This window comes from Actinomyces sp. oral taxon 169 (genome assembly GCF_013394715.1).
GTDB lineage: Bacteria > Actinomycetota > Actinomycetes > Actinomycetales > Actinomycetaceae > Actinomyces.
This window is the reverse complement of record NZ_CP058259.1, coordinates 319,377-344,489: the sequence shown is the minus strand read 5'-3', so window position 1 is coordinate 344,489 and position 25,113 is coordinate 319,377. Positions and strand designations below refer to the sequence as shown.

The following is a 25,113-nucleotide window of genomic DNA, read 5'->3' as shown; positions in this document are numbered from 1 at the left end:
CACCGAGCCACCTCACCGACCGGCCCGAACCATCGGTCCTCGCCCCGAACAGGAGCAGCCTCATGCGCGCCATCTTCAACCAGGAGCTCAAGCAGCTGGGCTCCGACCTCGAGTCCATGGCCAACCAGGTCGCCACCGCGATCGAGCGGGCCGCGGAGTCCCTGCGCCAGGGGGACATCGTCATCGCCGAGCAGGTGATCGACGCCGACGAGCGCATCAACGACCTCCAGCGCGACATCGACGACCTGTGCGTCATGCTCCTGGCCCGTCAGCAGCCGGTGGCCGGGGACTTGCGCAATGTCCTGTCCGCGCTGCGCATGGCCCAGACCCTGGAGCGCCAGGGCGACCTGGCCCGCCATGTGGCGGCCATCGCTCGCGGCCGCTACCCCGAGCCGCCGCTGCCCGAGCCGGTCCTGGGGCTCATCCTGGAGATGGCGGACCTGGCGGTGCGCGCCGGCAAGGACGTCGCCCGCCTCATCTCGACGCGGGACCTGGAGCTGGCCTCCATCATTCAGACCAACGACGCCGAGCTCGATGCCCTGCACCGTCGCTCCTTCCAGATGATCCTGGACCCGGCTCACGACCTGAGCCGCCAGCAGGTCATCGACGCCGTCCTCATGGGCCGCTTCCTGGAGCGCTTCGGAGACCACTCCACGTCGGTGGCCAGCCGCGTGGCCTACCTCGTCTCGGGCGCCTCTATGCCGGAGACGCATGACGCCGAGGACGCCGACGCGCTCCACTGAGCGCCCAGAGCCAATGACGCGGGCGGCGTCGAACCTTCCTTGAGGTTCGACGCCGCCCGCGTCATTGAGGGTGCGGTAGGCCGCCGGGGCTCACTTGCCCTGGTTGGCCACCGCCGCGATCTTGGCCTCGGCCTCGGGGTCGAGGTAGCGGCCGCCCTTCTTGAGGGGCTTGAGGGTCTCCTCGTCGAGCTCGTAGACCAGCGGGATCCCGGTGGGGATGTTGACGCCGGCGATGTCGTCGTCGGAGATGTCGTCGAGGTGCTTGACGATGGCGCGCAGCGAGTTGCCGTGGGCGGCGATCATGACGGTCTTGCCGGTCTTGATCTCGGGGACGATAGTGCCCTCCCAGTAGGGCAGGAGGCGCTCGAGGACGTCCTTGAGGCACTCGGTGGCCGGGATGGGCTCACCAGCGTAGCGGGGGTCGGCGTCCTGGGAGAACTCTGAGCCTGCCTCGATGGGCGGCGGCGGCACGTCGTAGGAGCGGCGCCACTGCATGAACTGCTCCTCCCCGTACTCGTCCCGGATCTCCTTCTTGTTCTTGCCCTGCAAGGCGCCGTAGTGGCGCTCGTTGAGGCGCCAGTTGCGCTCCACCGGGATCCAGTGGCGGTCCGCGGCGTCCAGGGACAGGTTGGCGGTCATGATGGCGCGGCGCAGCATCGAGGTGAAGAGCTTCTCAGGGAGGACGCCGGCCTCCTTGAGCAGCTCACCACCGTGGACGGCCTCGGCGCGGCCCTTGTCTGACAGCGGGACATCGACCCAGCCGGTGAAGAGGTTCTTCGCGTTCCATTCGCTCTCGCCGTGGCGGAGCAGTACGAGGGTGTAAGCCATGGCCCTATCCTGCCAGGATCACGGGCATGGCGCGAGGCCCAAGAGGCCCAGGAGGGAGCCTCCACGGTGGGGTACCGGCGCATCGACTCGAAGGCACTACTCGCAGTGATACCGCCCGCTCACGGAGCGAATTCACGTATTGAAAACACAACGACCCTGGTAATGCGCCTGAGCGCACAACCAGAGTCGTGGTGCGAGGTGGCAGTCAGCTCGAGAATGACTCGATGCGGGGTGCCGGCCGCATGTGAGCCGGGCGCCCCACGTTCCCTCAGTTGCCGGGGTTGACCTCGTAGTAGGCCTTGCGCACCTCAGCGGAGACGCGGCCGCGGTCAGAAACCTCAAGGCCCTGCTCACGGGCCCACTCGCGAATCTTCTGAGTGTCAGAGGGACCGCTGGAACGACGACGACCGGAACTACGGCGGCCGCCGGTGCGACGAGCCTTTCCAATCCATTCCTCAAGGGACTCACGAAGAGCGGCTGCATGCTCGTCGTTCAGGTCGATCTCGTAGGAGACGCCATCAAGGGCGAAGGTGACGGTCTGATTGGCCTCGGACCCGTCGACATCGTCGACGAGGATGACTTGAGTCTTCTGTGCCATGATTCCTCATTCTGAGTGGAGGGAGCGGGCCCGAAGGATGTATCCCGCTGCGGACAACGTTAGATTAAACAATAGTTGCTCTCAATGCAACACGGCTATTCGTCGCCCTCATTACCAACCGCCCCACCCTCCAATCACACAGTGATGTGCGAAGCCATACCACCCCGGAGGTCTTGATGACTGAGACGAAAACTGTGAAAGCACTGAGGTCCTGTTTGGAGATCCCCACGAGACTCGGCGGAACAATCCAGGCACGACACCCCACCCCCTCCAGCCGCATAGAGGTATCCAACGACCAGTCAATCCGAGGCAGCCAATCTCCCAGATGACTCTCAGATAGCGGTGGGGGATTCTCTCAGCCGGAAGACAATGCCCGTAGCGCCACGACTCTTGCCCTGAGGAACATCACGTCACCCCAGGAGAATCCTCCTCATTCAAGCAGCGACACTCCCCTTGCCGCTCGACGGCGAAGGATTTCGGCCATGCGGTCATCCCCAAAACACGGGCCAGGAAGGACCACTGCGGCCACCGAATGTGCCGGACGGCACACCGAGCGGCTGCGGGCAGGGCACTGGGAACCCAAAAGCCCCGGGAGGCATTACCTCCCGGAGCCGATCGAGCCGCCTGTGGGAATCGAACCCACGACCTATTCATTACGAGTGAATCGCTCTGCCGACTGAGCTAAGGCGGCGCTGGCACAAGCAGCAGAGCCGAACATACCGGCCCCGCGGCCGCCACCGCAATCCAGTACCGCAGGGAGAGCCGTGTTCCTCGACACAATCAACCTCTCACCTCGCCGCACCGGCACCACCGTCGAGGACAAAGACCCCTCCTAGCCCCCAAACCTCCCCGGATTCCCCGACTCAGCGCTGGATCATGACGACGTCGTGGCCCATCCCGCACAGAAGCGCGGCTGACCTCAACAGCCGCCCCGCATCACCCGCACCACCCGAGCCCGGTATTCTCCGCACGTCATTCAACAGGTCTCCCTCTCCGTAAGGATCCCCATGAGCGAGTCTCCGTCCAGCCACTCCCCCACCTCTCCATCACCACAGCCGGGTGCTTCACCTTCACCCTCCCGAGCTTCCCAGCACGACCAGATCCGGGACCGCGGCGACGCCGGGTACAACAAGTCACTGAAGAACCGTCACCTGCAGATGATCGCCATTGGCGGCTCCATCGGCACGGGTCTTTTCATGGGTGCCGGCGGGCGACTCAAGGACGGAGGGGCGGGACTGATGTTCGCCTATGCCGTCTGCGGAATCTTCGCCTTCCTCATGGTGCGCGCTCTGGGCGAGCTCGCCATCCGCAGACCCTCCTCCGGAGCATTCGTCTCCTACGCCCGTGAGTTCCTCGGTGAGAAGGGCGCCTACATCACCGGCTGGTTCTTCTTCCTGGACTGGTCGGTCACCGTCATGGCCGACATCACGGCCGTGGCCCTCTACCTCCACTACTGGACGGCTCTGAAGGTTGTCCCGCAGTGGGTCTTCGCGCTCATCGCACTCGTCCTGGTCTTCATCCTCAACATGCTGAACGTCAAGATGTTCGGTGAGGCGGAGTTCTGGTTCGCTCTCATCAAGGTCGCCGCCATCGTGTCCTTCATGGTGGTGGCCATCGTCGCCATTGTTCTCGGGCTTCACACCGGAACGGACCCCCACGGAGGTGCGATCACCGCCGGGGCTCACAACATCCTCGGAAACGGTGGTTTCTTCCCCGAGGGATTCCCAATCGTCTTCGCCCTGACCCTCGGTGTGGTCTTCGCCTTCGGTGGCACGGAGATGGTGGGCGTGGCGGCCGGTGAGGCGAAGGACGCAGAGAAAATCCTGCCCAAGGCGATCAACTCGATGATTCTGCGTATCTTCGTCTTCTACGTCGGCTCGGTCATGCTGCTGGCTCTGGTCCTGCCCTACACGTCCTACTCCAAGACCGAGTCGCCCTTCGTCACCTTCTTCTCCGGCATCGGTGTGCCCTATGCCGGTGACATCATCCAGGTCGTGGTTCTCACCGCCGCACTGTCCTCCCTCAACGCCGGCCTGTACGCCACCGGACGCACCCTGCGCTCCATGGCGGTGGCCGGCGAGGCTCCTCGGGTAGCGGCCGGGCTCAACAAGCACCAGGTTCCTGCCGGGGGCATCATCATCACCTCCGCCCTGGGGCTGCTCGGCGTCGTCCTCAACGCCTACCTGCCCGGTGACGCCTTCGACATCGTCATGAACCTGGCCGGCATCGGTATCGCCGGGACCTGGGGCGCCATCCTCGTCACCCACCTCGCCTTCCTGCGGCGGGTGCAGGAGGGCAAGGAGGTGCGCCCGGCCTACCGGATGCCCTGGGCCCCCTGGTCCAACTACGCGGCCCTGGCCTTCTTCACCATCGTCGTCGTCTCGAACGTGGCCGACCCGGCGGGACGCTGGACCCTGGCCCTGTTCGCCATCGTCGCCGTCATGATGGTGGCAGGCTGGTACGCGGTGCGGGGACGCATCCGGGGCGACCTGCTCGACGAGGTCCTCGCCGACGAGGTGGACGAAGCCGCATCCACCCCGTCGCACGATGGCTAAGCGGCAGGAGGCTGAGCCCATGCACGTTCACATCACCTACACCGGGGGCACCATCGGGATGGTGGACTCCCCTCACGGCCTCGTTCCCGGTGCGGATCTGGAGGCGTGGCTCGACTCGCTGCTGGCGGGCACGCCCCTGGCACGCTCGGTGTCCGTGACCTCGCTGGCCCCGCTCATCGACTCCTCGAACGCCACCCCGCTGTCCTGGCAGGCGATCGTGGACGACCTGCGCGCCCACGCCGCGGCCGACCCGCAGACCGCCTTCGTCATCCTGCACGGGACCGACACCATGGCCTACACCAGTGCCGCCCTGTCCTATGCGCTGACGGATCTGAGCGTTCCGGTCGTCGTCACCGGTTCCCAGCTCCCCCTCGGAGAGCTGGGAACCGACGCCGCCGCGAACGTCACCGGGGCGCTCAAGGCCGCCACCTCCGGACGCCTGAGCGGGGTGGCGCTGTTCTTCGGACATCGGCTCCTGGCCGGGAACCGGGTGACGAAGTCCTCCTCGTGGGCCTTCACCGGTTTCGAGTCCCCCAATGCGGCTCCTCTGGCCACCACTGGCGCCCCGTGGCAGTGGGCGCAGAGCGCGTCGTCGGGCATCGGCTGGAAGGACGCCGCCCCCTACGCCCGTCACGACGTCGTCGTGGTCGACCTGGTCCCGGGCATCACCGCGGCCCGCCTGGAGGCGCTGCTGACACCGCTGCCCGAGGCCGTGATCCTGCGGGCCTTCGGGGTTGGCAACGTGCCGTCCCAGGAGCCAGGGCTGACCGACGTCGTCGAGCGGGTGATCGATGCCGGAACGCCCGTCATCGTCACCTCCCAGTGCCACGAGTCCGAGGTCCTCCTGGGGCACTACGAGGCCGGGGACGCACTGGCCCGCAGCGGAGCCGTCGGCAGCCGCGACATGACCCTGGAGGCCGCCTACGCCAAGGTCCAGTTCCTGCTCTCACAGGGACTGGCGGGAGACGACCTGGCCGGCTGGATGGGACGGTCCATCGCCGGTGAACTGAGCCAGTGAGGCGAGCGACCCGGAAGCCCGGCGGCACCGGGCCCTCCAGGCCCCCACTGCCCGCTGAGGAATCGGCCCCGGACGACGTGAATGTCGTCCGGGGCCGATCTCATGGCCTGCAGAAACCGGTCAGACCGGCCTGCCCGGCAGTGGTCAGCAGGTGAGTCCCTTGGCCGGCATCGTCCCGTTGAGCAGGTAGGTGTCCACGGCCTTCTTGACACAGTCGTTGGAGCGCCCATAGGCGGTGTGCCCGTTGCCCTTCCAGGTCATGAGCTGACCGGACTCGAGCTGATCGGCCAATGCCTCGGACCAGGCGTAGGGCGTGGCCGGGTCACCGGTGGTGCCCACCACGAGGATCGGCGCAGCACCGGAGGCCGTGATCTTCTCGCGCTTACGGTTCGAGGTGTGGCCCCAGCCCTGGCAGTAGGCGTCGGGGTAGAGCAGCTGGGAGCCGAAGGTGGGCGAGGCCTCGTTGACGGCCTTGGCCTCCTCCTCCCAGGAGGAGTTGTCCCCCTGGACCGGGTAGTCCAGGCAGTTGACCGCCATGAGGGCCTCAGCACCGTTACCGGAGTAGCTGCCGTCACTCTGGCGGGAGGAGACGGCGTCGGCGATGGCCAGCAGCGCGCTTCCGTCCGGACTGCCCACCTTGCCCATCGCCTGGGACAGCGCCAGGGTGAGGGAGGGCCACAGCTGGGTCTGGTACATCGAGCCCAGCACCCCGTAGACGGCCAGGTCGTAGGTCAGCGGCCGCTTGTCGTCGGAGGTCGGCAGCGGCGCCGCCTTCGTGGACTCGAGGAACTCGCGGACCTGGGAGACTCCGGAGTCGACGTCCCCACTCAGGGGGCAGCCCAGCTTGGAGCTCTGGCAGTTCTGCACGTAGGCCCGCAGCGAGGCCTCGAAGCCCTTGGCCTGCCCCAAGGCCAGGTCCGCGGCGCTCAGTGAGGGGTCGACGGCGCCGTCGAGGACCAGCCGCCCGGTGTTGGCGGGGAACAGCTCGGCATAGGTGGCCCCCAGGTAGGTGCCGTAGGAGAAGCCCAGGTAGGTCAGCGCCTGCTGGCCGTCAACCGCCCGCAGGATGTCGAGGTCCTTGGCGGCACTGATGGTGTCGATGTGGTCCAGGAGCCCCGCGGGGCTGGTCTTCGACGCGCAGGCCTCCCCCATCTTCTGCGCCCGCTCCTGGGTGGCGGCGGCCGAGGGGGTCGCCGGGTCGTTCGCCCCGGCTCGTTCGGCGTCGAGCTCGGCGTCGGTCAGGCAGTCGACCGCCGTGGAGGCGCCCACGCCACGCGGGTCGAAGCCGACGACGTCGTAGGAGCCGGTGAGGCTCTTGGAGAAGTAGGAACCAGCGCTCTCAACCAGCTCGATGCCCGACCCTCCCGGCCCACCCGGGTTGACGAACAGCGAGCCGACGGAGTCCTCGCTAGCGGCCCGCTTCTTCACCGCGATCTCGATCGTCTCGCCGCCCGGGTTGTCGTAGTCCAGCGGCACCTTGACCTTGGCGCAGGTGAAGCCGGTGTCCTTCCCCGACTTCGCCTCGCCCATCCCCTTCTTGTCACAGGCATACCAGGAGACCTTCTGGTTGTAGAAGCTCTCCAGTCCGGCCGGAATCGCTGCCGAGGCCGACGCCGTTGCCGGCGTTGCCTTGATATCGGTGTCGTCCTGGCAGGCGGTCAGGCCCCCGCACACCAGAAGCGCGGAGAGCGCCACGAGCAGAGGCTTGATACGAGGCCGAGGCGAGGTCGCAGTAGTCACGACGTGAACCATATGCTGCCGTGCCGCCGGGGGCCTCCTCCTGGAGACGGAGTGGGGAGAAGTTCCCGTCAAGGCCCCCGGGGCGGGGACGGTCCGGCTTCACTGTCCGTTCTTGCAGGTCAGCCCCTCCTTGGGCACGGTCCCGCTGATGAGGTAGGTGTCGATGGCCTTCTGGACGCAAGCCCCCGCGCGCCCGTAGGCGGTGTGCCCGTTGCCCTCCCAGGTCAGGAGCCGGCCGGACTCGAGCTGATCGGCCAGGGCCTGGGACCAGGCATAGGGCGTGGCCGGGTCACCGGTGGTGCCCACAACCAGGATGGGGGCGGCCCCCTTGGCGTGGATGGGTGCGGGCTTGCGGGTCCCGTTGTGCCCCCAGGCCTGGCAGCGCGCATCCTGGTTGCCCAGGGAGGCGCCGAAGGTGGGCGAGCTCTGAAGGATCTGCTGGTACTCCTTCTCCCAGCTGGTCATGTCGCCCTGGACGGGGATGTCCAGGCAGTTGACGGCGTAGAAGGTCGGGGCGCTGCCTCCGGCCGTCACCTTGCCGTAGAGCACCTGGATGTAGGAGCCGTCCTTCTGGGTGATGGCCTGGTCGAGAGCGTAGGTGAGGAAGGACCAGTACTCGGAGGTGTACAGGAATCGGCGAACGACGCTGCGGATCGTGCTGCCGTCCACGGTGACGTTCGGGTCTGAGGTCTTCAGCGGCGTCTGGTCAGCCGAGGAGATGAGGGTGCGAACCTGCTGGACTCCGGCGTCGGCGTCACCGGTCAGGGGGCAGCTCTGGCCCTCCTGGACGGCCTGGCCGGACTGGCACTGCTGGACGTAGGTGCGCAGTGCGGTCTCGAAGCCCTGGGCCTGCCCGGAGGCCCGGTCCCCCAGTGACAGGGAGGGGTCGACGGCGCCGTCGAGGACCAGCCGCCCGGTGTTGGCGGGGAACAGCTCGGCATAGGTGGCCCCCAGGTAGGTGCCGTAGGAGAAGCCCAGGAAGTTGAGCTTCTGGTCCCCGGACAGCGCCCGCAGGACATCAAGATCCCGAGCCACCGAGACGGTGTCCACATGGTCGAGCAGCCCGGCCGGCTTGGTGTGGGCGGCGCAGTTGGCCTCCTCCTGCTTGAAGTCCTTGGTGATCTCCTCGATCAGGGCCGGAAAGCCGACGTTGGCCTCCGCTCCGCCGTCGGCGGCAGGATTCTCAGCGTCCCGGAAGGGGGTGGGGTCGTCCCCGGCGACGTCGGCGACGAGGGATCCTGGCTGGGAGTCGTTGACGCCCATGCTCCCCTGGGCGGCGTTGGCGGGCTGCTGGCCCGCGCCGTCACCGCAGGTGATGGGGGTGGAGGCGCCGACGCCGCGGGGGTCGAAGCCGATGATGTCGTAGGCCTGGTTGAGGGTGGGAGAGAACTCGGTCTCGTTATTCTCCACCATCTCCACCCCGGAGTAGCCGGGGCCGCCGGGGTTGACGAAGAGGGTGCCTTGGCGCGTCGAGCCGGTGGCCAGGTGCTTCTTCATCGCGATCTCAATGGTCTGCCCGTCGGGCTTGGAGTAGTCCAGCGGCACCTTGACCTTGGCGCACCGAAAACCGGTCTTCTCGGCCGATTTCTCCATCCCTCCGGTGGCCACGCAGTCGTACCACTCGACCTTCTGACCGTAGAAGGACTCCAGCCCCTGGGGCACCGCCGCCTTGGACGACGCAGCCACAGCCGCAGCCGACCCCACCGCGGGCACCGCAGCAGCAGGAACCACACCGGCCCCCACCCCCAGGCACACGCCCGCCACAGCCGCCAGCACCCCAGCAGACACCCGACGGCGCCCCGGGGCGACTCGTCGCGGACCGGAGAACTCAATCACGCTATTTTTCATAACCGTTATATTACAAACAGTAAACGGACGTGTCCGCGTCATGGGCAGGCATCCGAGAGAAGAAAAGAGCCGTGGTTGGGGCGCCTGTCGCCGGCGCCCCAACCACGGTGATGCGTACCCGCAACGCTCCCTGACGATCCTCAGCGGACAGCCGGCGGGAGGGTGGCGTTTCCTCGCGTGCTCACTCCGTGCCGTGGCACGTCAGCCCCTTCTTGGGCATGGTGCCGGTGAGCAAGTAGGTGTCGACCGCCTTGATGACACAGGGGCCACGCCCGGAGCTGGCGTAAGCCGTGTGCCCGTTGCCCTCCCAGGTGAGGAGCTGGCCGGAGTCCAGCTGATCGGCCAGGGACACGGCGTCCTCGTACGGAGTGGCCGGGTCACCGGTCGTCCCGATCACGAGGATCGGCGCGGCTCCCTTGGCGTGGAGCTTCTTGGACGGCTGGGTGCCGGTGTGCCCCCAGGCCTGGCATCCCAGTTCGGCTCCATCGAAAGTGGACGCGAAGCGAGGTGAGATCTTCTGCAGCGCCTCACTCTGCGCCTTCCAGGTGGCCATGTCGCCCTCGACCTGGTAGTCCCGGCAGTTGATGGCGATGTTCGCACCGGTGTTGACCGGGGGCTGAGCGTCAAGCTGGTCCGCGATAGACCTGAAGGCCGAGGCGTCATTCTGGTTCACGACCTGCCCGAATGCCTCATTCAGGACGCTCCAGGAGGTTTCCGTAGAATAGAGCATGACCGACACGACCTGCTTCATGTCGGCACCCGTCACCGGACGGTTCGCGTCCGAGGAGGGCACGGGTGACTGGTCGGCCGAGTTGAAGATGTCCCCGATCTGCTTGACGCCCGCGTCGGCGTCACCGGAGAAGGGGCAGTTCTGCCCCGACTGGCACCAGGTGACATAGTTGCGCAGCGCCCGCTCGAAGCCTCGGGCCTGCCCCCTAATGTGCTCGCTGAGGCTCAGGCTGGGGTCGAGGGCGCCGTCGAGGACCATGCGGCCGGTGTTGGCGGGGAAGAGCTCGGCGTAGTGAGCCCCCAGGTAGGTGCCGTAGGAGAAGCCCGCGTAGTTGAGCTTCTGGTCCCCGGACAGCGCCCGCAGCACGTCGAGATCTCGGGCCACCGAGACGGTGTCCACATGGTCGAGCAGCTCGGCAGGCTTGGTGCCCGCCGCACAGCTGGCCTCGAACTGCTTGAACTGTGCGGAGATGACGGCAGCCCGCTGCTCGAACGTCGTGGCGGCCTCTCCGGCATTGACCGGAGCGTCTTCCGTCTTCGCCTCCAGCTCGGTGTCGGAGGTGCAGTTCACGGCGGTGGAGGAGCCGACGCCGCGGGGGTCGAATCCGATGATGTCGTAGGACTTCTGCACGCCGGCGAAGGTCGAGGTCACCATCCCGCCGACGTCGTCCACCCCGGATCCGCCGGGGCCGCCGGGGTTCATGAAGAGGGTGCCCTGGCGCACCGAGCCGGTGGCCGAGTGCTTCTTCATCGCGATCTCAATGGTCTGCCCGTCGGGCTTGGAGTAGTCCAGCGGCACCTTGACCTTGGCGCACTGAAAACCCGTCTTGTCAGCAGACTTCTCCACTCCGGCAGTGGCCACACAGTCGTACCACTCAACCTTCTGACCGTAGAAGGACTCCAGCCCCTTGGGCACCGCCGCCTTGGACGACGCAGCCGGAGCCGACCCCACAGCGGGCACCGCAGCAGCGGGGACCACACCGGCCCCCACCCCCAGGCACACGCCCGCCACAGCCGCCAGCGCCCCGGCAGACACCCGACGGCGTCGAAGGCCACCGGAACCTCGTGCGTCGCTCACACCCGTGGACAAGGACCGAGCAGGTCGATTCTGGGGAGGATGCTTCATTCTCGTTTCCATGAGCACCATCATATGAACCGACCAGCCGGTGCACGCTCCCTCTCAGGGATGAGACGAGCCGTTGCCCTCTCGGCCGCGAGTCCCAGTGCCTTCCGGGTTCTCGGCGGGCACCAGCGCCCAGGAGGCGGCCCACGCCCAGAGCCGATCGAGCTCCTCCTCCATGAGGTAGCGGGCCCTGGGCTCGGTGAGTGCTCGAGTACTCATTCCTCCCAGTACCACCGTGCCCGCCTCACCGCGCACTGTCGCCTGCACGCTCGGGCCTGCCTCGCGGACACGCAGAGCGGATCGGGGTTGTCGGGCGATGTCGAAGTCGTCCCGGGAGCCGGGCCAGGCGAGGTCGTAGGAGCGCAGCAGCGTCCTGCTGTGGATGCCACTCCGGTCGAAGACGGTTCGCGGCCGCAGGGTCAAGTAGCCCATGAGGAGACACAGTGCTGCCGCCGCGAAGCAGGCGAGCATTCCCCGGTACTGCCCGGAGGCCATGATCGCCAGCCCGATGGCCAGACCCAGGAGGCCGACGGCGGTCAGCCCCCAGGCGATGACTCGCTCCTGCGGGCTCGACCTGCGGATGATCGGCTCGAACCCAGCGGCGTGGCCGCCGTCCTCGCCCCCTGGCTGTATAACGGTCATGTCACGACTCTTCCACACCGGGCCGTGGCCGTCCTGGTTTTGACAGGCGCGTCGACGGCGGCTCGGGTGCTACGGCGACCTCATGCCCCGCCCCAGGCCGGATGGGGCATGGCGCTCACCGTCCTTCGGCCTGGGGGCGCAGCTGCACCATGAGCGCCTCGACGGCCAGCAGGGGGGCGGCGTTGGAGCGCAGGCGGCTGCGGCACTCCTCGATGGCCGCGATACGGGCCAGGGACTGCTCGGGGCTCGTCGTGCGGGCGGCCTGGTCGACGGCGTCGGACAGGTCAAGGTTGACGCGCTCGACGTCGCTGCCCATCTGGGTGGTCAGGACGTCGCGGTAGAAGGACAGCAGGTCGATCATGGCCCGGTCCAGCACGTCGGTGCGGGCGCGCTTGGCGCGGCGCTTCTGGTCCTCCTCGAGCTGGCGGATCTGGGCGCGCAGGGCCGCCGGGATCTTCCCGTCGCTCTCCAGGCCGAGGGCGCGGGTGAGCTCGGCCTTCTCGCGGGCGTCGCGCTCGGCGGTGGCCTCCTTGGCCTCGGACTCAGCGGCCTCCACCAGGGAGGCGGCGGCCAGGACGGCGTCGCCGACGCTGCGCAGGGAGACGGGGGCCAGCAGGAGGCGGCGGCGCCGGTCCCAAGCGTCGGCATCGGTGGCCAGGTGGCGGGCGAGTCCGATATGCGACTGGCTGGCCCGGGCGGCCCGGGCGGCCAGCTCGGGGTCGGCTCCGTCGCGGCGCACGAGGAGCTCGGCGACGGCGTCGGCCGGCGGGATCCGCAGCGTCACCAGGCGGCAGCGGGAGCGGATGGTGGGCAGGACGTCGTCGGCGCTGGGGGTGCACAGCAGCCAGACGGTCTGGGGCGGAGGCTCCTCAATGGACTTGAGCAGGACGTTGGTGGTGCGCTCGGCCATGCGGTCGGCGTCCTCGACGAGGATGACGCGCCAGCGCCCGGTCCAGGGGCGTCGCTGGGCCTCACCGATGAGGGTCTTGACCTCCTCCATGGTGATGATGAGCTTCTCGGTGGCCAGGCGCACGACGTCGGGGTGGGAGCCGGCCATGACGTCACGGCAGGGCTTGCACTGCCCGCAGCCGGGTACGGGGCCGGTGCACTGCAGGGCGGCGGCGAAGGCGCGGGCGGCATTGGAGCGGCCCGACCCGGGCGGTCCGGTCACGAGCCAGGCGTGGGTCATGGCGAGCCCGGCCGCCGCGGAACCTGCTCCCCCGTCTCGCGCCCCCTCGGGGGCAAGACCGGCAGCGGCCTGTGCCTCTCGCTGCTCAGCTGCTTCTCGGGCGGCCTGGGCTGCGGCGGTGAAGGCGGCCACGGCGCTTTCCTGGCCGACGACGTCCTCCCACACGCTCATGAGCGCGGCTCCTGATCCGACCCTGCGGCGCTGCGGCGGGCGGCGGCCTCCACGAAGGCCTCCAGCCCCAGGAGCACGCCCTGGTGGGCCCCGCCGTGGGTGAGCTGCGCGCCGTGGCGGCGCACGGCGGCGACAACGGCCTCGATGACGTCGTCGGCCACCTGGTCGACGGGCCGGTCGGCGTCGACGACGACGAAGCGCTCGGGCTCGGCCTGGGCCAGGGTGAGGAACTGCTCGCGCAGGGCCACACGGAAGGCGTCCCCCTCCTGCTCAAGGCGGTCCTTGGCGCCGCGGCCGATGGTGCGTCGTTCGGCCAGGTCGGGGTCGCCGTCGAGCAGGACGGTCAGGTCCGGCAGGAGGCCCTCGGTGGCCCACAGGGAGAGGTCGCGGACCTCCTGGGGGCCGAGCGAGCGGGCCGCACCCTGGTAGGCGACGGAGGAGTCGAGGTAGCGGTCGGCCAGGACGACGGCGCCGCGCTCGAGGGCGGGCCGCACGCGGGTGGCGATGTGGTGGGCGCGGTCGGCGGCGTACAGGAGGGCCTCGGCGCGCGGGGCGACGTGCCCACCGTGCAGGAGGAGGCGGCGGATCTCGATGCCGAGTTCCGTGCCGCCCGGTTCGCGGGTGAGGACGTGGTCCACGTCCGCCGCGATCAGAAGGTCGGCGAGGATGCGGATCTGCGTCGTCTTGCCGACGCCGTCGCCTCCTTCGAAGGAGATGAACAGACCGGGGCCGGGCGTGGGCTGGACGGGGGCGCCGGAAGCAGCGGGAGGGGCGGCGGTGGTCACGGTTCCAGGGTAACGGTCCGTGGGGACGGCCCCGGGAGCGCCGGCCGATCGGCGGCGGGCGCACGGGGTGAGGCGGCGCCCTGGTGCGTGAAATGGCGTCGTCACCGGCCACCGCCACTCGTGCTCTCAGGCGATGCTCTCAGTGGTCCTGCCGGAGGTAGATACGGCAGCAGATCCGCCAGGAGGCGCCCAGTCCCACTGCGCAGAGCACGGCAATGATCCCGAGCCCGCCGGCCAGCACCACCTGCTGGGGCATGGACTCCAATGCGATCTGCACCCCGAAGACCACGGGCATCTCGATGCAGAAGCCGATGGCGAGGCCCCATATGGCGAGCACGGGCAGGGAGGTGGTCCCGCCATATGCGGCGAGCAGGAGCGGCTCCACCGCGGCGATCACCCCGAAGAAGAACAGATACGTCAGGTGCCGGCCCACGGCGTCGTTCGATAACCCACCCACGGCCAGGAGCACTGCGGTTCCACCGACGAACAGCGTCACCCAGCCAGCCGCGAGCAGGAGATAGCGGGCAGCCAGGACATCGACACGCGTGACGGGCAGCGCCGCGTAGAGCTGACGCATCCGGGCCTCACGGGAGGGCCGCCATAGATCCAGAACCACCATCAGCACCGCGGCTGGAAGGTAGTACACCAGATTCTCCGGGGAGAAGAGTCCCAGCCAGCCCCTCAGCCCGGGCACGGCCGCCCCCAGGGCACCGAGTGCGTACAGCCCCAGCAGCGCTGCGGTGTCCCGTCGTCTCCACGCGATGAGCAGCTCCAGGCGCATGACGGCGCGCACCGTCTCCCACCGGGTCAGGGCGCCCGGCCCCCGCACCACCGCAGGAGCAGTGGGAGCCTGAGTGCCGTGGGACTCGGCGGCAGCGGGCAGGGTGGCTGCGGCCCGCGCAGCAGACACGATGGACTCGGGCATGGGCACTGACTCGGACATGGTCGATCTCCTCAGTTCTTCTTGCTTCTTCCTCGGCCGGGCCTCAGTGGTCCTGACGGGTGTAGATGCGGCGGCAGATCATCCAAGAGACGCCCAGCCCCACTGGGACGAGCACAAGGAGCAGGGCTGTCAGGGTCAGGAGCATCCCGGACTGGGAGACGGCGGTCAGAGATACCGCCTCGGAGCCCTTGACGAACCCGCCGAGCAGGCCCAGGACTGCGATCACCAGCATCATGACCACGATCCCCGTGAGGGGGCTGCGATACCTGGCGAGCACCGGGAACATCACTGCGCAGATCCCCAGCACTGCCACCACCCACGCCAGCGCGATTGCCCAGACCAGGGGATCGGCGGCGCCGAGGGCCCCGAGGAGATGGATGACGGCTAGGAGGACTGAGGCACCCCCGTAGGCCAGGCTGAGCAGGTAGTGGCCGGCAAGCACCTCGGCGCGGGTCACGGGCAGCGCACCGTAGAGCCGCAGGGCCCCTGAGGAGCGCGAAGGATCCCACAGGGTCAGGCACACCACCCCGCACAAGGTCAGGAGGAGGAAGGGCGGGAAGATCGCCAGGACGAGCACCAGCGGAAGCGGGAGCACCACCCCCAGCCAGCGATGCGCGACGAGACCGGCCTGCGCGATGAGGATCAGCCCGATCATCGTCGTCAGGTACACCTGATTCCAGGCAACCAGCTCCAGGCGCATGACGGCGCGCACCGTCTCCCACCGGGTCAGGGCGCCCGGCCCCCGCACCACCGCAGGAGCAGTGGGAGCCTGAGTGCCGTGGGACTCGGCGGCAGCGGGCAGGGTGACTGCGGCCCGCGCAGCAGACACGATGGACTCGGACATGGTCGATCTCCTCACTTCTTCTTGCTTCTTCCTCGGCCGGGCCTCAGTGGTCCTGACGCCCGTACCAGCGGAGGGCCACCACCAGGGAGGCGCCCAGGAGGGCGGGGCATGCCAGGGCGGCCAGGACGGCGGGCACCGGCTCACCCAGCACCTCGGCCGCGGGTCCTGCCAGCAGTGGAGTACCGCCGTAGAGGGCCCCGACTCCCGCCCCGAGGCACAGCCCCCACACCCACAGGGCCCGCTCGGGGGCCAGGCACAGGAACAGGGGCAGCCCGAGGGCCGCGGACAGGCAGATGACGAGCAGGCCGGCCATGAGGCCGCCCCAGTCACCGGTGAGAGCGGCCACCGGTACGCAGACCAGGCCGGAGAGGAGCGCCAGGGCGACCCCCTCGACCCAGCGGGCACCGACCAGCTCGCCGCGCCGCAGCGGCAGCGCCCCGTAGAGGCGCTCCATGTGGTGAGCGGACTCGACGGCCCCCTGGGCGTACTGGGCGCACAGTCCCAGGGCGACCCCCGCCATCACCGTCGTCTGCAAACGGCCGGCCAGGGCGTCCATGGTGATGAACAGCGCCAGTGCCAGAGGCAGGAGGAGCAGCGGACCACGACGGCGCAGCACGATGAGGTCGAGTCGCAGCACCGCCCGCACCCCGGCAAGCGCCATCTCGCCGCTGCCCTCAGGGCCTGCCGCCCCAGTCGCCGCGGTCGCTCCGATGCCCCGGCTGCTATCGGGTGCCGCCCCCGTCGTCGTCCCCATCATCGCGGCGCTCACTGGTCCTGCTTGAGGTAGAGGCGGTGGCTCAGCACCCACAGGCCGAGGAGGACACCGGCCCCCAGGGCCAGGAGCAGGCCGCCTCCCGCCGTCCCCGCAGCGAGATCCCGGATCGGCCCGAAGCTGGATACCAGCAGGCCCAGAGCCCCGATGGCAAGAATCGAAACGACAAGGATCGAAACCGCCCAGACGAGCAGACCGCGTCCAGGCCCGAAGTGAAGGAACACGGGAATTCCCAGCGCCTGCCCCGTGATGAGGATGAGGGGAAGAACGAGCAGCTTCCCCGGACGTACGCCCAGAGGCAGGCCTATGGCCGCATAAAGGGCCGAGGCGGCCAGGAGATGCAGCACCGCAGCCACCCAGTAGGAGTTGACGACGTCGGCCCGGGAGACGGGCAGGGAGGCCAGCAGACGGTTGATACCGGAGCGCTCGGCCATCACTCCCGAGAGGCCCCCGACCAGGGCGGTCCCCGCAAGGAACCCACTGACCAGGGCGATACTTCCGGAGACGATGCCGGCGGCGCCGACAATGAGGAGAAGGCCGAGGAGGGAGGGCAGAGGCCCCCGCAGGCTCAGGAAGTGCAACCGCACCAGTGAGAGCACCCGACCGACCCGTCCGGGTCGGCCCGCGGCGCCCCTCATCGCCGCATTGTCCGGCACCTCGGCCGCTGCGGCCGCCTCGACGGGGTGCTCGCGTCGATCTGCGGTCATGAGGTCATTCACGGCCCGCCTCCTTGGCGATGTGCACGGCAAGGTCCTCAATGGTGGGGGTCTCGACGACAACGCGGTCGGCCAGCGCCTCAGCGGCGTCGGCCGGCATCATGGCCTCCCAGCCCAGCGACGTGCTGCGCAGACCGAGGCCGGCCTCGCGCACGGCGTCGGTCAGGTGCTCGGGGGTGCCGCGCACAAGCCGGAAGGAGCCGAGGATCTCCTCAGCGGTGCCGTTGGCCACGACCCTGCCCCGACTGAGGATGACCAGGTAGTCGGCCAGCCGATCGAGGTCGGAGGTGATGTGGGTGGAGAACAGGATGGTGCGGCCCTCCTCCACCATGAACTGGGCGAGCATGTCCACCATCTCGCTGCGGGCCAAGGGGTCCAGCCCGCCGGTGGGCTCATCGAGGATGAGCAGCTCGGGATCGTGGGCCAGGGCCACCGCCATCTGCAGGCGCATGCCCATGCCTCGGCTGAGCTCCTTGACCTTCTTGGTGGGGGCCAGGCCCGCAGCCTGGAGCTCGGCGTCGTAGCGCTCCTGGGACCAGGTGGGGAAGAAGTGCCCGATGCCGCGGCCCAGGTCCTTCAGGCGCCACTCGGGGTTGTAGGGCGGGGCGTCGAAGACGACGCCGATGCGCTCGTGTCCCACAGTGGTGGCCGAGCCGGAATCCGGGTGGATCATTCCCAAGGCGGCCTTGATGGTGGTGGTCTTCCCCGAGCCGTTGGCCCCGACGAAGCCCGTCACGTAGCCGGCGGGGACGGAGAAGGTGACGTCGTTGAGGCTGAAGTCCGGGTAGTGCTTGGTCAGGTGGGAGATCTCGACGGGGTTCACTGCTTCTCCTTGGAGGTGGCGGGGGTGGCGGAGGTGGCGATGATGGTCTGCAGCATGGTGTGGAGCTCCTCGTCGCTGAGCTGGGCCAGGCGCGCGCGCTCCACGGCGCGGTCGAGGTGCTCCTCGACCTCCCGCAGCACCTGCTCGCGCACCAGCTCGGAGTCCCGGGGCAGGACGAAGTAGCCCTTGCCGGGAACGTTGGCCAGGAAGCCTTCGGCGACGAGGTCGGAGTAGGCGCGGGTGGTGGTGATGACGCTGACGCGCAGGTCACGGGCCAGAGCCCGGATCGAGGGCAGCATCTCGTCGGCCTCCACCTGGCCGGTCAGGATCGCGTCCCTGACCTGCTGGGCGATCTGCTCGTAGATGGGAACTCCTGCCGTGTTGGACAGGACGACCGAGAGCGGCATGGCAACTCCTTCTGTACATACACACTATAGACAGTATGTGCACGGGGGAGTCAAGTGCTGTTCCACCGCATACGGTGTGGGACATCGGCTCTCACGGGCGCCTCGGAGCAGAGACGACCCCGGCGACTGGGCCCAGAAGCAGGCCCAGTCGCCGGAATTCAGGAACAGGTCGGGTCGCCGCGCCCTTCAGACGTCGCCGCTGCGCGCCGTCGACTGCCGCGATGGCAACCGGACGGGGAAGGCGCGGCGAGGCGGGACTCAGTCCCCGTGTCCCTGCTGGTGGGTCTCAGTGTTGTGGCCGAAGTCCTCCACCTTCGGGCTGTTGCCGGCCCAGACCACCTCCGCGTTGGTTCCCTTGATGACGACGCGGTCGACGTCCTTGACGTAGACGGTGACGTTGTTGCCGGAGATGGTCAACAGGCTGACGTAGTCGGCGAAGACCTTCGTGTTGTTGGCGGTGACACTGAGACTGTTCACCTCCCCCTCGATACGGATGTCGTCGCCGGACTTGTCCAGGAGCATGGTCGGGCTCGCCGAGACCGTCTTCTCCACGAACTCCAGGTCGCTCAGCCAGTCGCTGTCGGTGATGGTCGCCCGAGCGCCGGGGCGCTCACCACTCGCAGGCCGGGCGCCTGCCTCGGGAGCGCTGGAGCCGACGGCGGCAGGCGAGGCCTGTTCCGGGGTACTGGGCGCAGCGGTCTGCGATCGGGGCGCCTGAGAGGCGGTCGTCGCAGCCGTTGACGGCGACGACGCAGCCGACTGCTCCGGGGCCGAGTCCTCCTGGCCCGCCGCTGCGGCGGTTCCCTGGTCGGTCGAGCCTCCGCCAACGGAGATGGAGCAGGCGCTGATGCCGGTCAGGGACAGGGCCACGAGGACGACAGCGGCTGCGCGGCGGGGACGGAGGGGACGAGTGGTCGGGGACATGGTTCTTCTCCGGTATTCAGATGTGGTGAGGGCGGTCGGGTGGGCATCATGCACGTGCGGTCCGATGGCCGGGCGGCGGTTCAGAAGGCCGGGACGAAGACCTCGACGCGGCGGTTGAGGCGGCGACCGGCGGGGTTGTCGGAGCCGTCGGGGTTCTCGTTGGGGGCCACCGGCTTGGTCTCGCCGTAGCCGACGGCTTCCAGGTCGGCGGCCACGCCGTCGGACTTCAGGGCGTTTGAGACGGCCTGTGCCCGCTGCTCGGAGAGCTTCTGGTTGAAGGCGTCGTCGGAGACGGAGTCGGTGTGGCCCTGGACCTGAACCTTGGGGGCCTTGGAGTCCTTGATGACGGTGGCCAGGTTGGTGAGCGTGGTCGAGGCCTGGTCGCGCAGCTCCGATGAGCCGAAGTCGAACAGGACGCTGTCCTCCAGGGTGATGACGGTGCCGCAGGACTGCACGGGCTTGGCTGCGTCGATGGAGGGGAAGGTGCCGACCTTGCCGGCCTTGGGGACGGGCTTGGCCGAGACCGTGGCGTCGTTGACGATGGCGCTGCCGTCACCGAGGTTGGTGATCGAGATCGTGCCGTCGCTGTAGCTACCCGAGCCGTCACCGTTGTTGGTGATCGAGACCCCGCCGCGGCTGTAGGTGCCCGAGCCCTTGCCATCGAGGGTGATGGCCTCCCCCGTGGCGGAGTCGCTGTAGGTGCCCGAGCCGTCACCATTGACGGTGACGGAGAGGTGGTCGTCGCTGTAGGTGCCCGAGCCGTCACCGTTGATCGTGATGGCGACCTTGCCGTCGGAGTAGGTGCCTGAACCGTCCCCGTTGTTGGTGATGGAGACCTTGCCGTCGCTGTAGGTGCCCGAGCCGTCCCCATTGTTGGTGACCGCTGTGGCTCCTGAACTCGTGGTCAGCGAACCGTCCCCGCCCAGGACCGTGGAGCCGGAGACGAGCGATCCGCTCGCATCGCAGCGGGCGGGCCTGACTGTGATGCCGGGCTGGGAGGTGATGGAGCGGGTGAGGTCCGGGGTGAAGGCGCCCGTGGACTGGGTGAGCAGGCTGAGATCGGGCAGGGAGATCATGGGGATCGGGGGGATCTGTCCGGGTTCGTAGCCGGCGACGGCCTGGCCCGTGGAGGCGGCCGTTCCCGACGCCGAGGCGGAGGCGGCGCCCTGGGCGCTCCCCGCGGAGCCGGCGGAGTCCGAGCCGGCCTGACTGGCCTGGGCCTGCTGACCCTGAGCCTGCGAGGACGAGCCGCCTCCGATGGACAGGGAGCAGCCACTCAGCGCGAGGGTGGTGATGAGGGCGAGGGAGGGCAGGGAGATGAGTGCTTTCGTCATGACCTGAACGTTACTGAATCGTTGTCGCCGCCCGGTTCCCGCCCTGTCGCAGGACTGCGACAGGGGTGCGGCGGGGTGACGGGGGGGTGCCCCTATGTGGTGTGTCAAGCGGCGGCGGGTAGTTTCGTGGCTGGTTGTGGGTCGTAGAGGGCTCCATCTCGGATCATGGCGTGCAGGGTCAGGATGCGGCGGTGGGCCAGGGCGAGGACGGCCTGGCCCAAGGCGGTTTGCCTTGGTCTCGTTTGCGCTGGTAGTAGGCCCGGGAGACGGGGTCGGAGCGCAGGGAGGCGAAGGCGGACAGGAACATGGCGCGCTTGAGCCTCTTGTTGCCGCCGTGGGAGACGTGCTCGCCACGGATCGATGAGCCGGAGCGGCGTGTGACGGGAGCGAGCCCGGCGTAGGAGGCCAGCTGGGCGCCGGTGTCGAAGGTCTTGCCCAGGGTCTCGGCCAGGAAGACGGCGGCGGTCCTGACCCCGATCCCGGGCATGGAGATCAGGACCTCATAAAGAGGGTGGGCCTCCACTAGGGCCTCGACCTGGGCGGCGACATCGGCCCGCTGAGCGTGCAGGGAGATGAGCTGCCTGGCCAGGTGAGGAAGCACCACTGCGGCGGCGTCGGTGCCGGCGACCACCACGCTCTGGTGCTCCAAGGCCGAGACGATCTGGCCGGCCCAGGTGGCGTGCCGCCTGCACCCGTGCTTCTTGAGCCTGGCGTCGATCCTTGCCTTGCCCGCTCGCTTCAGGTCGGCTGGGGTGGGCCAGGCGGCGATGACCTCCAGGACGGCGTCGTGCTCCAGCCAGGGCCCCAGCACCTGCTCGAGGGTGGGGTGGATCTGGGTGTACAGGCCCCGGATCCGGTTAGCGCTCTGGTTGACCTGGCGGGCCAGGTCCAGGTCGAATCCCGTGAGCATCGACAAGGCGGCCGCGTCCTCGTCCGAGGCGTTGATGGCTCTCAGGGTGTGGGGCATGCTCCTGGCCGCGCCGGCGATGACGGCCGCGTCCTTGGCGTCGGTCTTGGCGCTGCCCGGTGTCAGGTCGGCGATGCGCCGCATCGACAGTCCGGGCAGATAGCCCACGGTGATGCCCATGTCCTGAGCCACTGCCACGGCCAGGGCCCCGATGGTGGCGGGCTGGTCTACTACCACCAGCAGGTGTCCGTGATCGGCCAGCTTCTTGTAGAGAGCACGCAGGCGCTCCTCGTCGTTGGGCAGGGCCTTGTCGAAGACCTTCCGCCCTTCCCGGCTCAGGGCCGTAGCCCAGTGCTCGCTCTTACCGACGTCGATGCCGATGAAGACCTCGATGTCCTCGGTATTCATCTTCGTGCCGCCTCTCGCTGCATGGGTGTGGGGCCAGCCGGTGGACGACCGGTTCCGCACCCACGTTACGAAAGACCTCACACTCGATGGGTCGTTCCCCTTATCAGCGGTCACCAGTGCCCGGCTGCTGCGGGTGACAACACCCCCCGGATCATCTAAGGACAGGGGCAAGACATCATGCCCACAGCAGCTGGCCCAGCCCCGGACGACCCGGGACCACCAACAAGGTAACGGGTCTTCAGCCGCGACCGCCGGCGCACCATGCGGTCACGGCGTATCCGCTGGACCTGCGACGGGCAGGCTCAGCCATACCCGGGTCCCCACGCCCTCGCGGGAGGCCATGCGCACGCTGCCGCCGTGGCGGCGCACGATCGTGGACACCAGCGCCAGCCCCAGCCCCGAACCCGGCAGACCCCGGGCGTTGCCGGCCCGGGCCAGCTCGCTCCACACAGCCGGCAGGTCGGCCTGCGGCACCCCGATTCCGGTGTCTGCCACCTCGATGGTGACGGTTCCGGACTCCTCCCGACCGCGCACCTCCACGGTCCCGCCGGGCGAGGTGTACTTCGAGGCGTTGGAGATGACGTTGTAGACGGCCGAGTACAGCAGGTCGCCGTCGCCGCGCACATGCGACAGCGGCCACGGCACCTGCGGCAGGTCCAGGCGGATTCTGGGTCCGCCGCCACGCGCCGCCCCCTCCTCACCGACCGCCTGGGCGGCGTCGTGGACGGTCTCGGCGATATCGACGTCCTCCAATGAGAGCGCGGCGGTCTCCAGGTCGGCCAGCTTGCGCAGGTCCGTCACCAAGCGCCCCATGCGGCGGGCCTGGGCGTCGACGACGTCGACCCGGGCCTGCAGCTCGTGGGGCGGGGCCTGCGGCAGGTCGGCGACGGCGGCCCGCACCGCCGTCAGCGGGTTCTTCAGCTCGTGGTCCAGCCGGCGCAGGAACTGCTGGTGACGGGACCACGCCTCCTCCTGAGCCTGGCCTCGACCTTTCTGCACCGCCAGGCGCAGCCTGCGACGGATCACGGTCGCGGCCAGGGCAAGCAGCAGCACAACGATCCCGACCTCCGCCACCACCAGCGGCACCGCCGTGGAGATCACCACCGGAGCCAACCCGAAGGCCACATAGGAGACGGCCGCCGCGACGACCACGACCACCACCGCCAGCGCCCATCCGATCCAGCCGGACCGCCGGGGCTTCTGCGTGGCGGGGTCCAGAGGTGTTGGGGCGGCTTCGGCGGCAGCCCCGGCCAAGGCCTCGACGCTCTGGGGCTCTGCCGTCGGCCGCTGCGGGTCGGCCTGCGGCGGATGGAGGTCGGCCGACTGCGGACGGCTCCCCGGGTCGCCCGCCATCGGGGGGCTGTCCAGCTGCGCAGCCGGCACCCCGGGCCTGGTGACCGGCACGGTGCGCGGCCCGCCCATGTCCACTGCCGGCTCCATGTAGCGGGTACGGCCGTCCTGCGCGGGCGCCGGACGCGGCGGAACCGAGGGCGGCAGCTGCGGCGGGATCGACGAGCGGCTCATGCCCGGACCTCGGCCCGGAAGCGATAGCCGACGGAGGGGACCGTCTCGATGTAGGTGGGGTGAGCGGCGTCGTCGCCCAGGGCCTGGCGGATCTCGCGGATGCGGTGGTCGACGGCGCGCGTGGAGGTGGCGAAGTCGATGCCCCACAGGGAGGCCAGCAGGGCGTCCCGGGTGTGGAGCTCACCGGGATGGCTCATGAGGTAGTCCAGGAGCATCGTGGCCTTCGGAGTGAGCGTCACCTCGCGCCCCGACAGGGTCACCCGCCGCGAGGTCCGTTCCAGGAGCAGCTCACCGGCCACGAGCTGGGAGGCGGAGGTCAGCGGCTGGGCCACGCCACGGGTGCGGCGCAGCACCGCGCGGATCCGGGAGGCGAGCTCGGCGGGGTCGAAGGGCTTGGACAGGTAGTCGTCGGCACCGTCGTCGAGGGCTGAGACCCGCTCGTAGGAGGCGTCCACCTGGGTCAGCAGGATGATGGGGGTCCAGGCCCCACCGGCCCTGACCCGCCGCACCAGCTCGCGCCCATCCATCCTGGGCATGAGGACGTCGGAGACGATGATGTCCACCTGGTAGGAGGCCAGGATATCCATGGCCTCCGCCCCGTCCGAGGCGAGCAGGACCCGGTACCCGCCGCGCTCCAGGTAAGGGCCCAGGGAGCGGCGGATGGGGGCCTCGTCGTCGACGAGCAGGACAGTGGCGGATGGAGCCGGTGCGGCGGGCTGGGTCACGACAGGCTCACTGGGAGAGCTTCCCGGTGGTGTTGTTGGCACCACCGTCCTGGATCGTCGGGTCGTCGCCCAGCCAGTGGACGGTGACGTTCGAGCCCTGAATGTTGAGGTGGTCGATGTCGCGGGCGTAGACGGTGACGTTGGAGCCCTGAACGGTGAGGGTGTCGACGTCCTCCGCGGAAATCTTGACGTCGGAGCCCTGGACCGTCAGCGCGTCGAGGTCACCGACCAGGTTGACGGTCGTCCCAGCTCCCTGGACGGTGTATGCACCGGAGACCTCGGTGCGCTGACCGGTGCTCTGGATGTCCTTCCAGGTGGGGTCCGTGATGGGGGCGTCGTCGCCGTCCTTGTCGTCATCCTTGTCGTCATCCTTCGTGCCGGGGGCGGCCGTGGTCTGGGCCGAGCCGCCGGAGGAGGACTGGGAGTCAGCCGTGGCGGCCCCCTTGGCATCGGTCTTGGCCGAGCCCTTGGAGTCGGCGCCCTGAGTGTCCTTCTGCTCGGACTGGGCGGTCGGCGAGCCGGAGTCCCCGGAGCCGGAGCCGTTGACGGACATGGAGCAGGCCCCCAGGCTCAGGGACAGGGCCAGGGCGGCGGTACCGGCGAGAACGATCTTGGGCAGACGCATGATGAGGTCCTCTCAGGAATCATGTGGGGAGTTGTACACGGAATACAATACCGGCCGATTGTCCCCTCCTCGTCGCAGTGCTGTCGCAGAACTGCGACACGGGCCACGATGATGCTCACGGGGGCACTGGGATTGCGCGGACGGGGACTCTTTCTCGCGTACGGGGACAATCGACGCCGTCGGGGACCTTTG

22 protein-coding genes, 1 tRNA gene and 1 pseudogene are annotated in these 25,113 nt (G+C 68.9%); 3 read left to right on the top strand and 21 right to left on the bottom strand.

The window, feature by feature from the left end:
- The first annotated feature begins 62 nt into the window (after nucleotides 1-62).
- Nucleotides 63-743: a phosphate signaling complex protein PhoU gene (gene phoU / locus HW274_RS01410; protein WP_075404787.1), complete on the top strand. Its 681-nt coding sequence runs from the start codon at nucleotides 63-65 to the stop codon at nucleotides 741-743.
- Between the two features lie 90 nt (nucleotides 744-833).
- On the opposite strand, the gene HW274_RS01405 is transcribed toward phoU, so the two are convergent.
- The 3 genes from HW274_RS01405 to HW274_RS01395 form a co-directional block, all read right to left on the bottom strand.
- The gene (locus tag HW274_RS01405) at nucleotides 834-1,571 is read right to left on the bottom strand and encodes a phosphoglyceromutase (protein WP_075253629.1); all 738 of its coding nucleotides are present in this window, start codon (nucleotides 1,569-1,571) and stop codon (nucleotides 834-836) included.
- A 268-nt stretch (nucleotides 1,572-1,839) separates the two neighbouring features.
- The gene (locus HW274_RS01400; RefSeq protein ID WP_009406140.1) at nucleotides 1,840-2,169 is read right to left on the bottom strand and encodes an Lsr2 family protein; all 330 of its coding nucleotides are present in this window, start codon (nucleotides 2,167-2,169) and stop codon (nucleotides 1,840-1,842) included.
- A 618-nt stretch (nucleotides 2,170-2,787) separates the two neighbouring features.
- Nucleotides 2,788-2,860: transfer RNA gene (locus HW274_RS01395), tRNA-Thr, on the bottom strand.
- Nucleotides 2,861-3,176: 316 nt separating this feature from the next.
- On the opposite strand from HW274_RS01395, the gene HW274_RS01390 reads away from it, so the two are divergent.
- Nucleotides 3,177-4,724: an amino acid permease gene (locus HW274_RS01390; RefSeq protein WP_075253630.1), complete on the top strand. Its 1,548-nt coding sequence runs from the start codon at nucleotides 3,177-3,179 to the stop codon at nucleotides 4,722-4,724.
- Nucleotides 4,725-4,743: 19 nt separating this feature from the next.
- The gene (locus HW274_RS01385; protein ID WP_185989041.1) at nucleotides 4,744-5,742 is read left to right on the top strand and encodes an asparaginase; all 999 of its coding nucleotides are present in this window, start codon (nucleotides 4,744-4,746) and stop codon (nucleotides 5,740-5,742) included.
- Between the two features lie 144 nt (nucleotides 5,743-5,886).
- On the opposite strand, the gene HW274_RS01380 is transcribed toward HW274_RS01385, so the two are convergent.
- From HW274_RS01380 to HW274_RS01295, 18 genes and pseudogenes are all read right to left on the bottom strand, one after another.
- Nucleotides 5,887-7,494 carry an alpha/beta hydrolase gene (locus HW274_RS01380; RefSeq protein ID WP_185989040.1) on the bottom strand — a complete coding sequence of 536 codons (1,608 nt, stop codon included), beginning with the start codon at nucleotides 7,492-7,494 and terminating at the stop codon, nucleotides 5,887-5,889.
- Between the two features lie 87 nt (nucleotides 7,495-7,581).
- Nucleotides 7,582-9,330 carry an alpha/beta hydrolase gene (locus tag HW274_RS01375; protein ID WP_260679140.1) on the bottom strand — a complete coding sequence of 583 codons (1,749 nt, stop codon included), beginning with the start codon at nucleotides 9,328-9,330 and terminating at the stop codon, nucleotides 7,582-7,584.
- A gap of 181 nt (nucleotides 9,331-9,511) precedes the next feature.
- Entirely contained in the window at nucleotides 9,512-11,197 is a 1,686-nt protein-coding gene (locus HW274_RS01370; protein ID WP_185989039.1) for an alpha/beta hydrolase, read from the bottom strand.
- A gap of 42 nt (nucleotides 11,198-11,239) precedes the next feature.
- Nucleotides 11,240-11,824 carry a hypothetical protein gene (locus tag HW274_RS01365; RefSeq protein WP_185989038.1) on the bottom strand — a complete coding sequence of 195 codons (585 nt, stop codon included), beginning with the start codon at nucleotides 11,822-11,824 and terminating at the stop codon, nucleotides 11,240-11,242.
- A gap of 115 nt (nucleotides 11,825-11,939) precedes the next feature.
- Nucleotides 11,940-13,184, bottom strand: coding sequence for a DNA polymerase III subunit delta' (locus HW274_RS01360; protein ID WP_185989037.1), 1,245 nt, complete (start codon nucleotides 13,182-13,184; stop codon nucleotides 11,940-11,942).
- Nucleotides 13,181-13,969 (bottom strand): dTMP kinase, encoded by a 789-nt coding sequence (gene tmk, locus HW274_RS01355; protein ID WP_185989036.1) that lies wholly within the window; start codon nucleotides 13,967-13,969, stop codon nucleotides 13,181-13,183. Before tmk ends, HW274_RS01360 begins: the two co-directional genes overlap by 4 nt.
- Before the next feature lie 139 nt (nucleotides 13,970-14,108).
- Nucleotides 14,109-14,912, bottom strand: a complete 804-nt coding sequence (locus tag HW274_RS01350) for an ABC-2 transporter permease (protein ID WP_185989035.1) — start codon at nucleotides 14,910-14,912, stop codon at nucleotides 14,109-14,111.
- A gap of 43 nt (nucleotides 14,913-14,955) precedes the next feature.
- A complete protein-coding gene (locus HW274_RS01345; RefSeq protein ID WP_260679139.1) occupies nucleotides 14,956-15,756 on the bottom strand; it encodes an ABC-2 transporter permease in 801 nt (266 codons plus the stop codon).
- Between the two features lie 43 nt (nucleotides 15,757-15,799).
- A complete protein-coding gene (locus tag HW274_RS01340) occupies nucleotides 15,800-16,525 on the bottom strand; it encodes a hypothetical protein (protein ID WP_185989033.1) in 726 nt (241 codons plus the stop codon).
- Nucleotides 16,522-17,247: an ABC-2 transporter permease gene (locus HW274_RS01335; RefSeq protein WP_185989032.1), complete on the bottom strand. Its 726-nt coding sequence runs from the start codon at nucleotides 17,245-17,247 to the stop codon at nucleotides 16,522-16,524. Before HW274_RS01335 ends, HW274_RS01340 begins: the two co-directional genes overlap by 4 nt.
- Entirely contained in the window at nucleotides 17,240-18,067 is an 828-nt protein-coding gene (locus tag HW274_RS01330; RefSeq protein ID WP_185989031.1) for an ABC transporter ATP-binding protein, read from the bottom strand. The genes HW274_RS01335 and HW274_RS01330 overlap by 8 nt, the downstream gene beginning before the upstream one ends.
- Nucleotides 18,064-18,474: a GntR family transcriptional regulator gene (locus HW274_RS01325; RefSeq protein ID WP_003787881.1), complete on the bottom strand. Its 411-nt coding sequence runs from the start codon at nucleotides 18,472-18,474 to the stop codon at nucleotides 18,064-18,066. The genes HW274_RS01330 and HW274_RS01325 overlap by 4 nt, the downstream gene beginning before the upstream one ends.
- Nucleotides 18,475-18,732: 258 nt before the next feature.
- The gene (locus tag HW274_RS01320; protein ID WP_185989030.1) at nucleotides 18,733-19,398 is read right to left on the bottom strand and encodes a DUF3060 domain-containing protein; all 666 of its coding nucleotides are present in this window, start codon (nucleotides 19,396-19,398) and stop codon (nucleotides 18,733-18,735) included.
- Between the two features lie 80 nt (nucleotides 19,399-19,478).
- Complete coding sequence (locus HW274_RS01315; protein WP_185989029.1) at nucleotides 19,479-20,732, bottom strand: OmpA family protein; 1,254 nt, start codon at nucleotides 20,730-20,732, stop codon at nucleotides 19,479-19,481.
- A gap of 104 nt (nucleotides 20,733-20,836) precedes the next feature.
- Nucleotides 20,837-22,047, bottom strand: a pseudogene (locus HW274_RS01310) (IS110 family transposase).
- Between the two features lie 267 nt (nucleotides 22,048-22,314).
- Nucleotides 22,315-23,571 (bottom strand): sensor histidine kinase KdpD, encoded by a 1,257-nt coding sequence (locus tag HW274_RS01305; RefSeq protein WP_185989028.1) that lies wholly within the window; start codon nucleotides 23,569-23,571, stop codon nucleotides 22,315-22,317.
- Nucleotides 23,568-24,296, bottom strand: coding sequence for a response regulator transcription factor (locus tag HW274_RS01300; protein ID WP_185989027.1), 729 nt, complete (start codon nucleotides 24,294-24,296; stop codon nucleotides 23,568-23,570). The genes HW274_RS01305 and HW274_RS01300 overlap by 4 nt, the downstream gene beginning before the upstream one ends.
- Before the next feature lie 7 nt (nucleotides 24,297-24,303).
- Complete coding sequence (locus HW274_RS01295) at nucleotides 24,304-24,921, bottom strand: DUF3060 domain-containing protein (RefSeq protein ID WP_185989026.1); 618 nt, start codon at nucleotides 24,919-24,921, stop codon at nucleotides 24,304-24,306.
- Nucleotides 24,922-25,113: the final 192 nt, after the last annotated feature.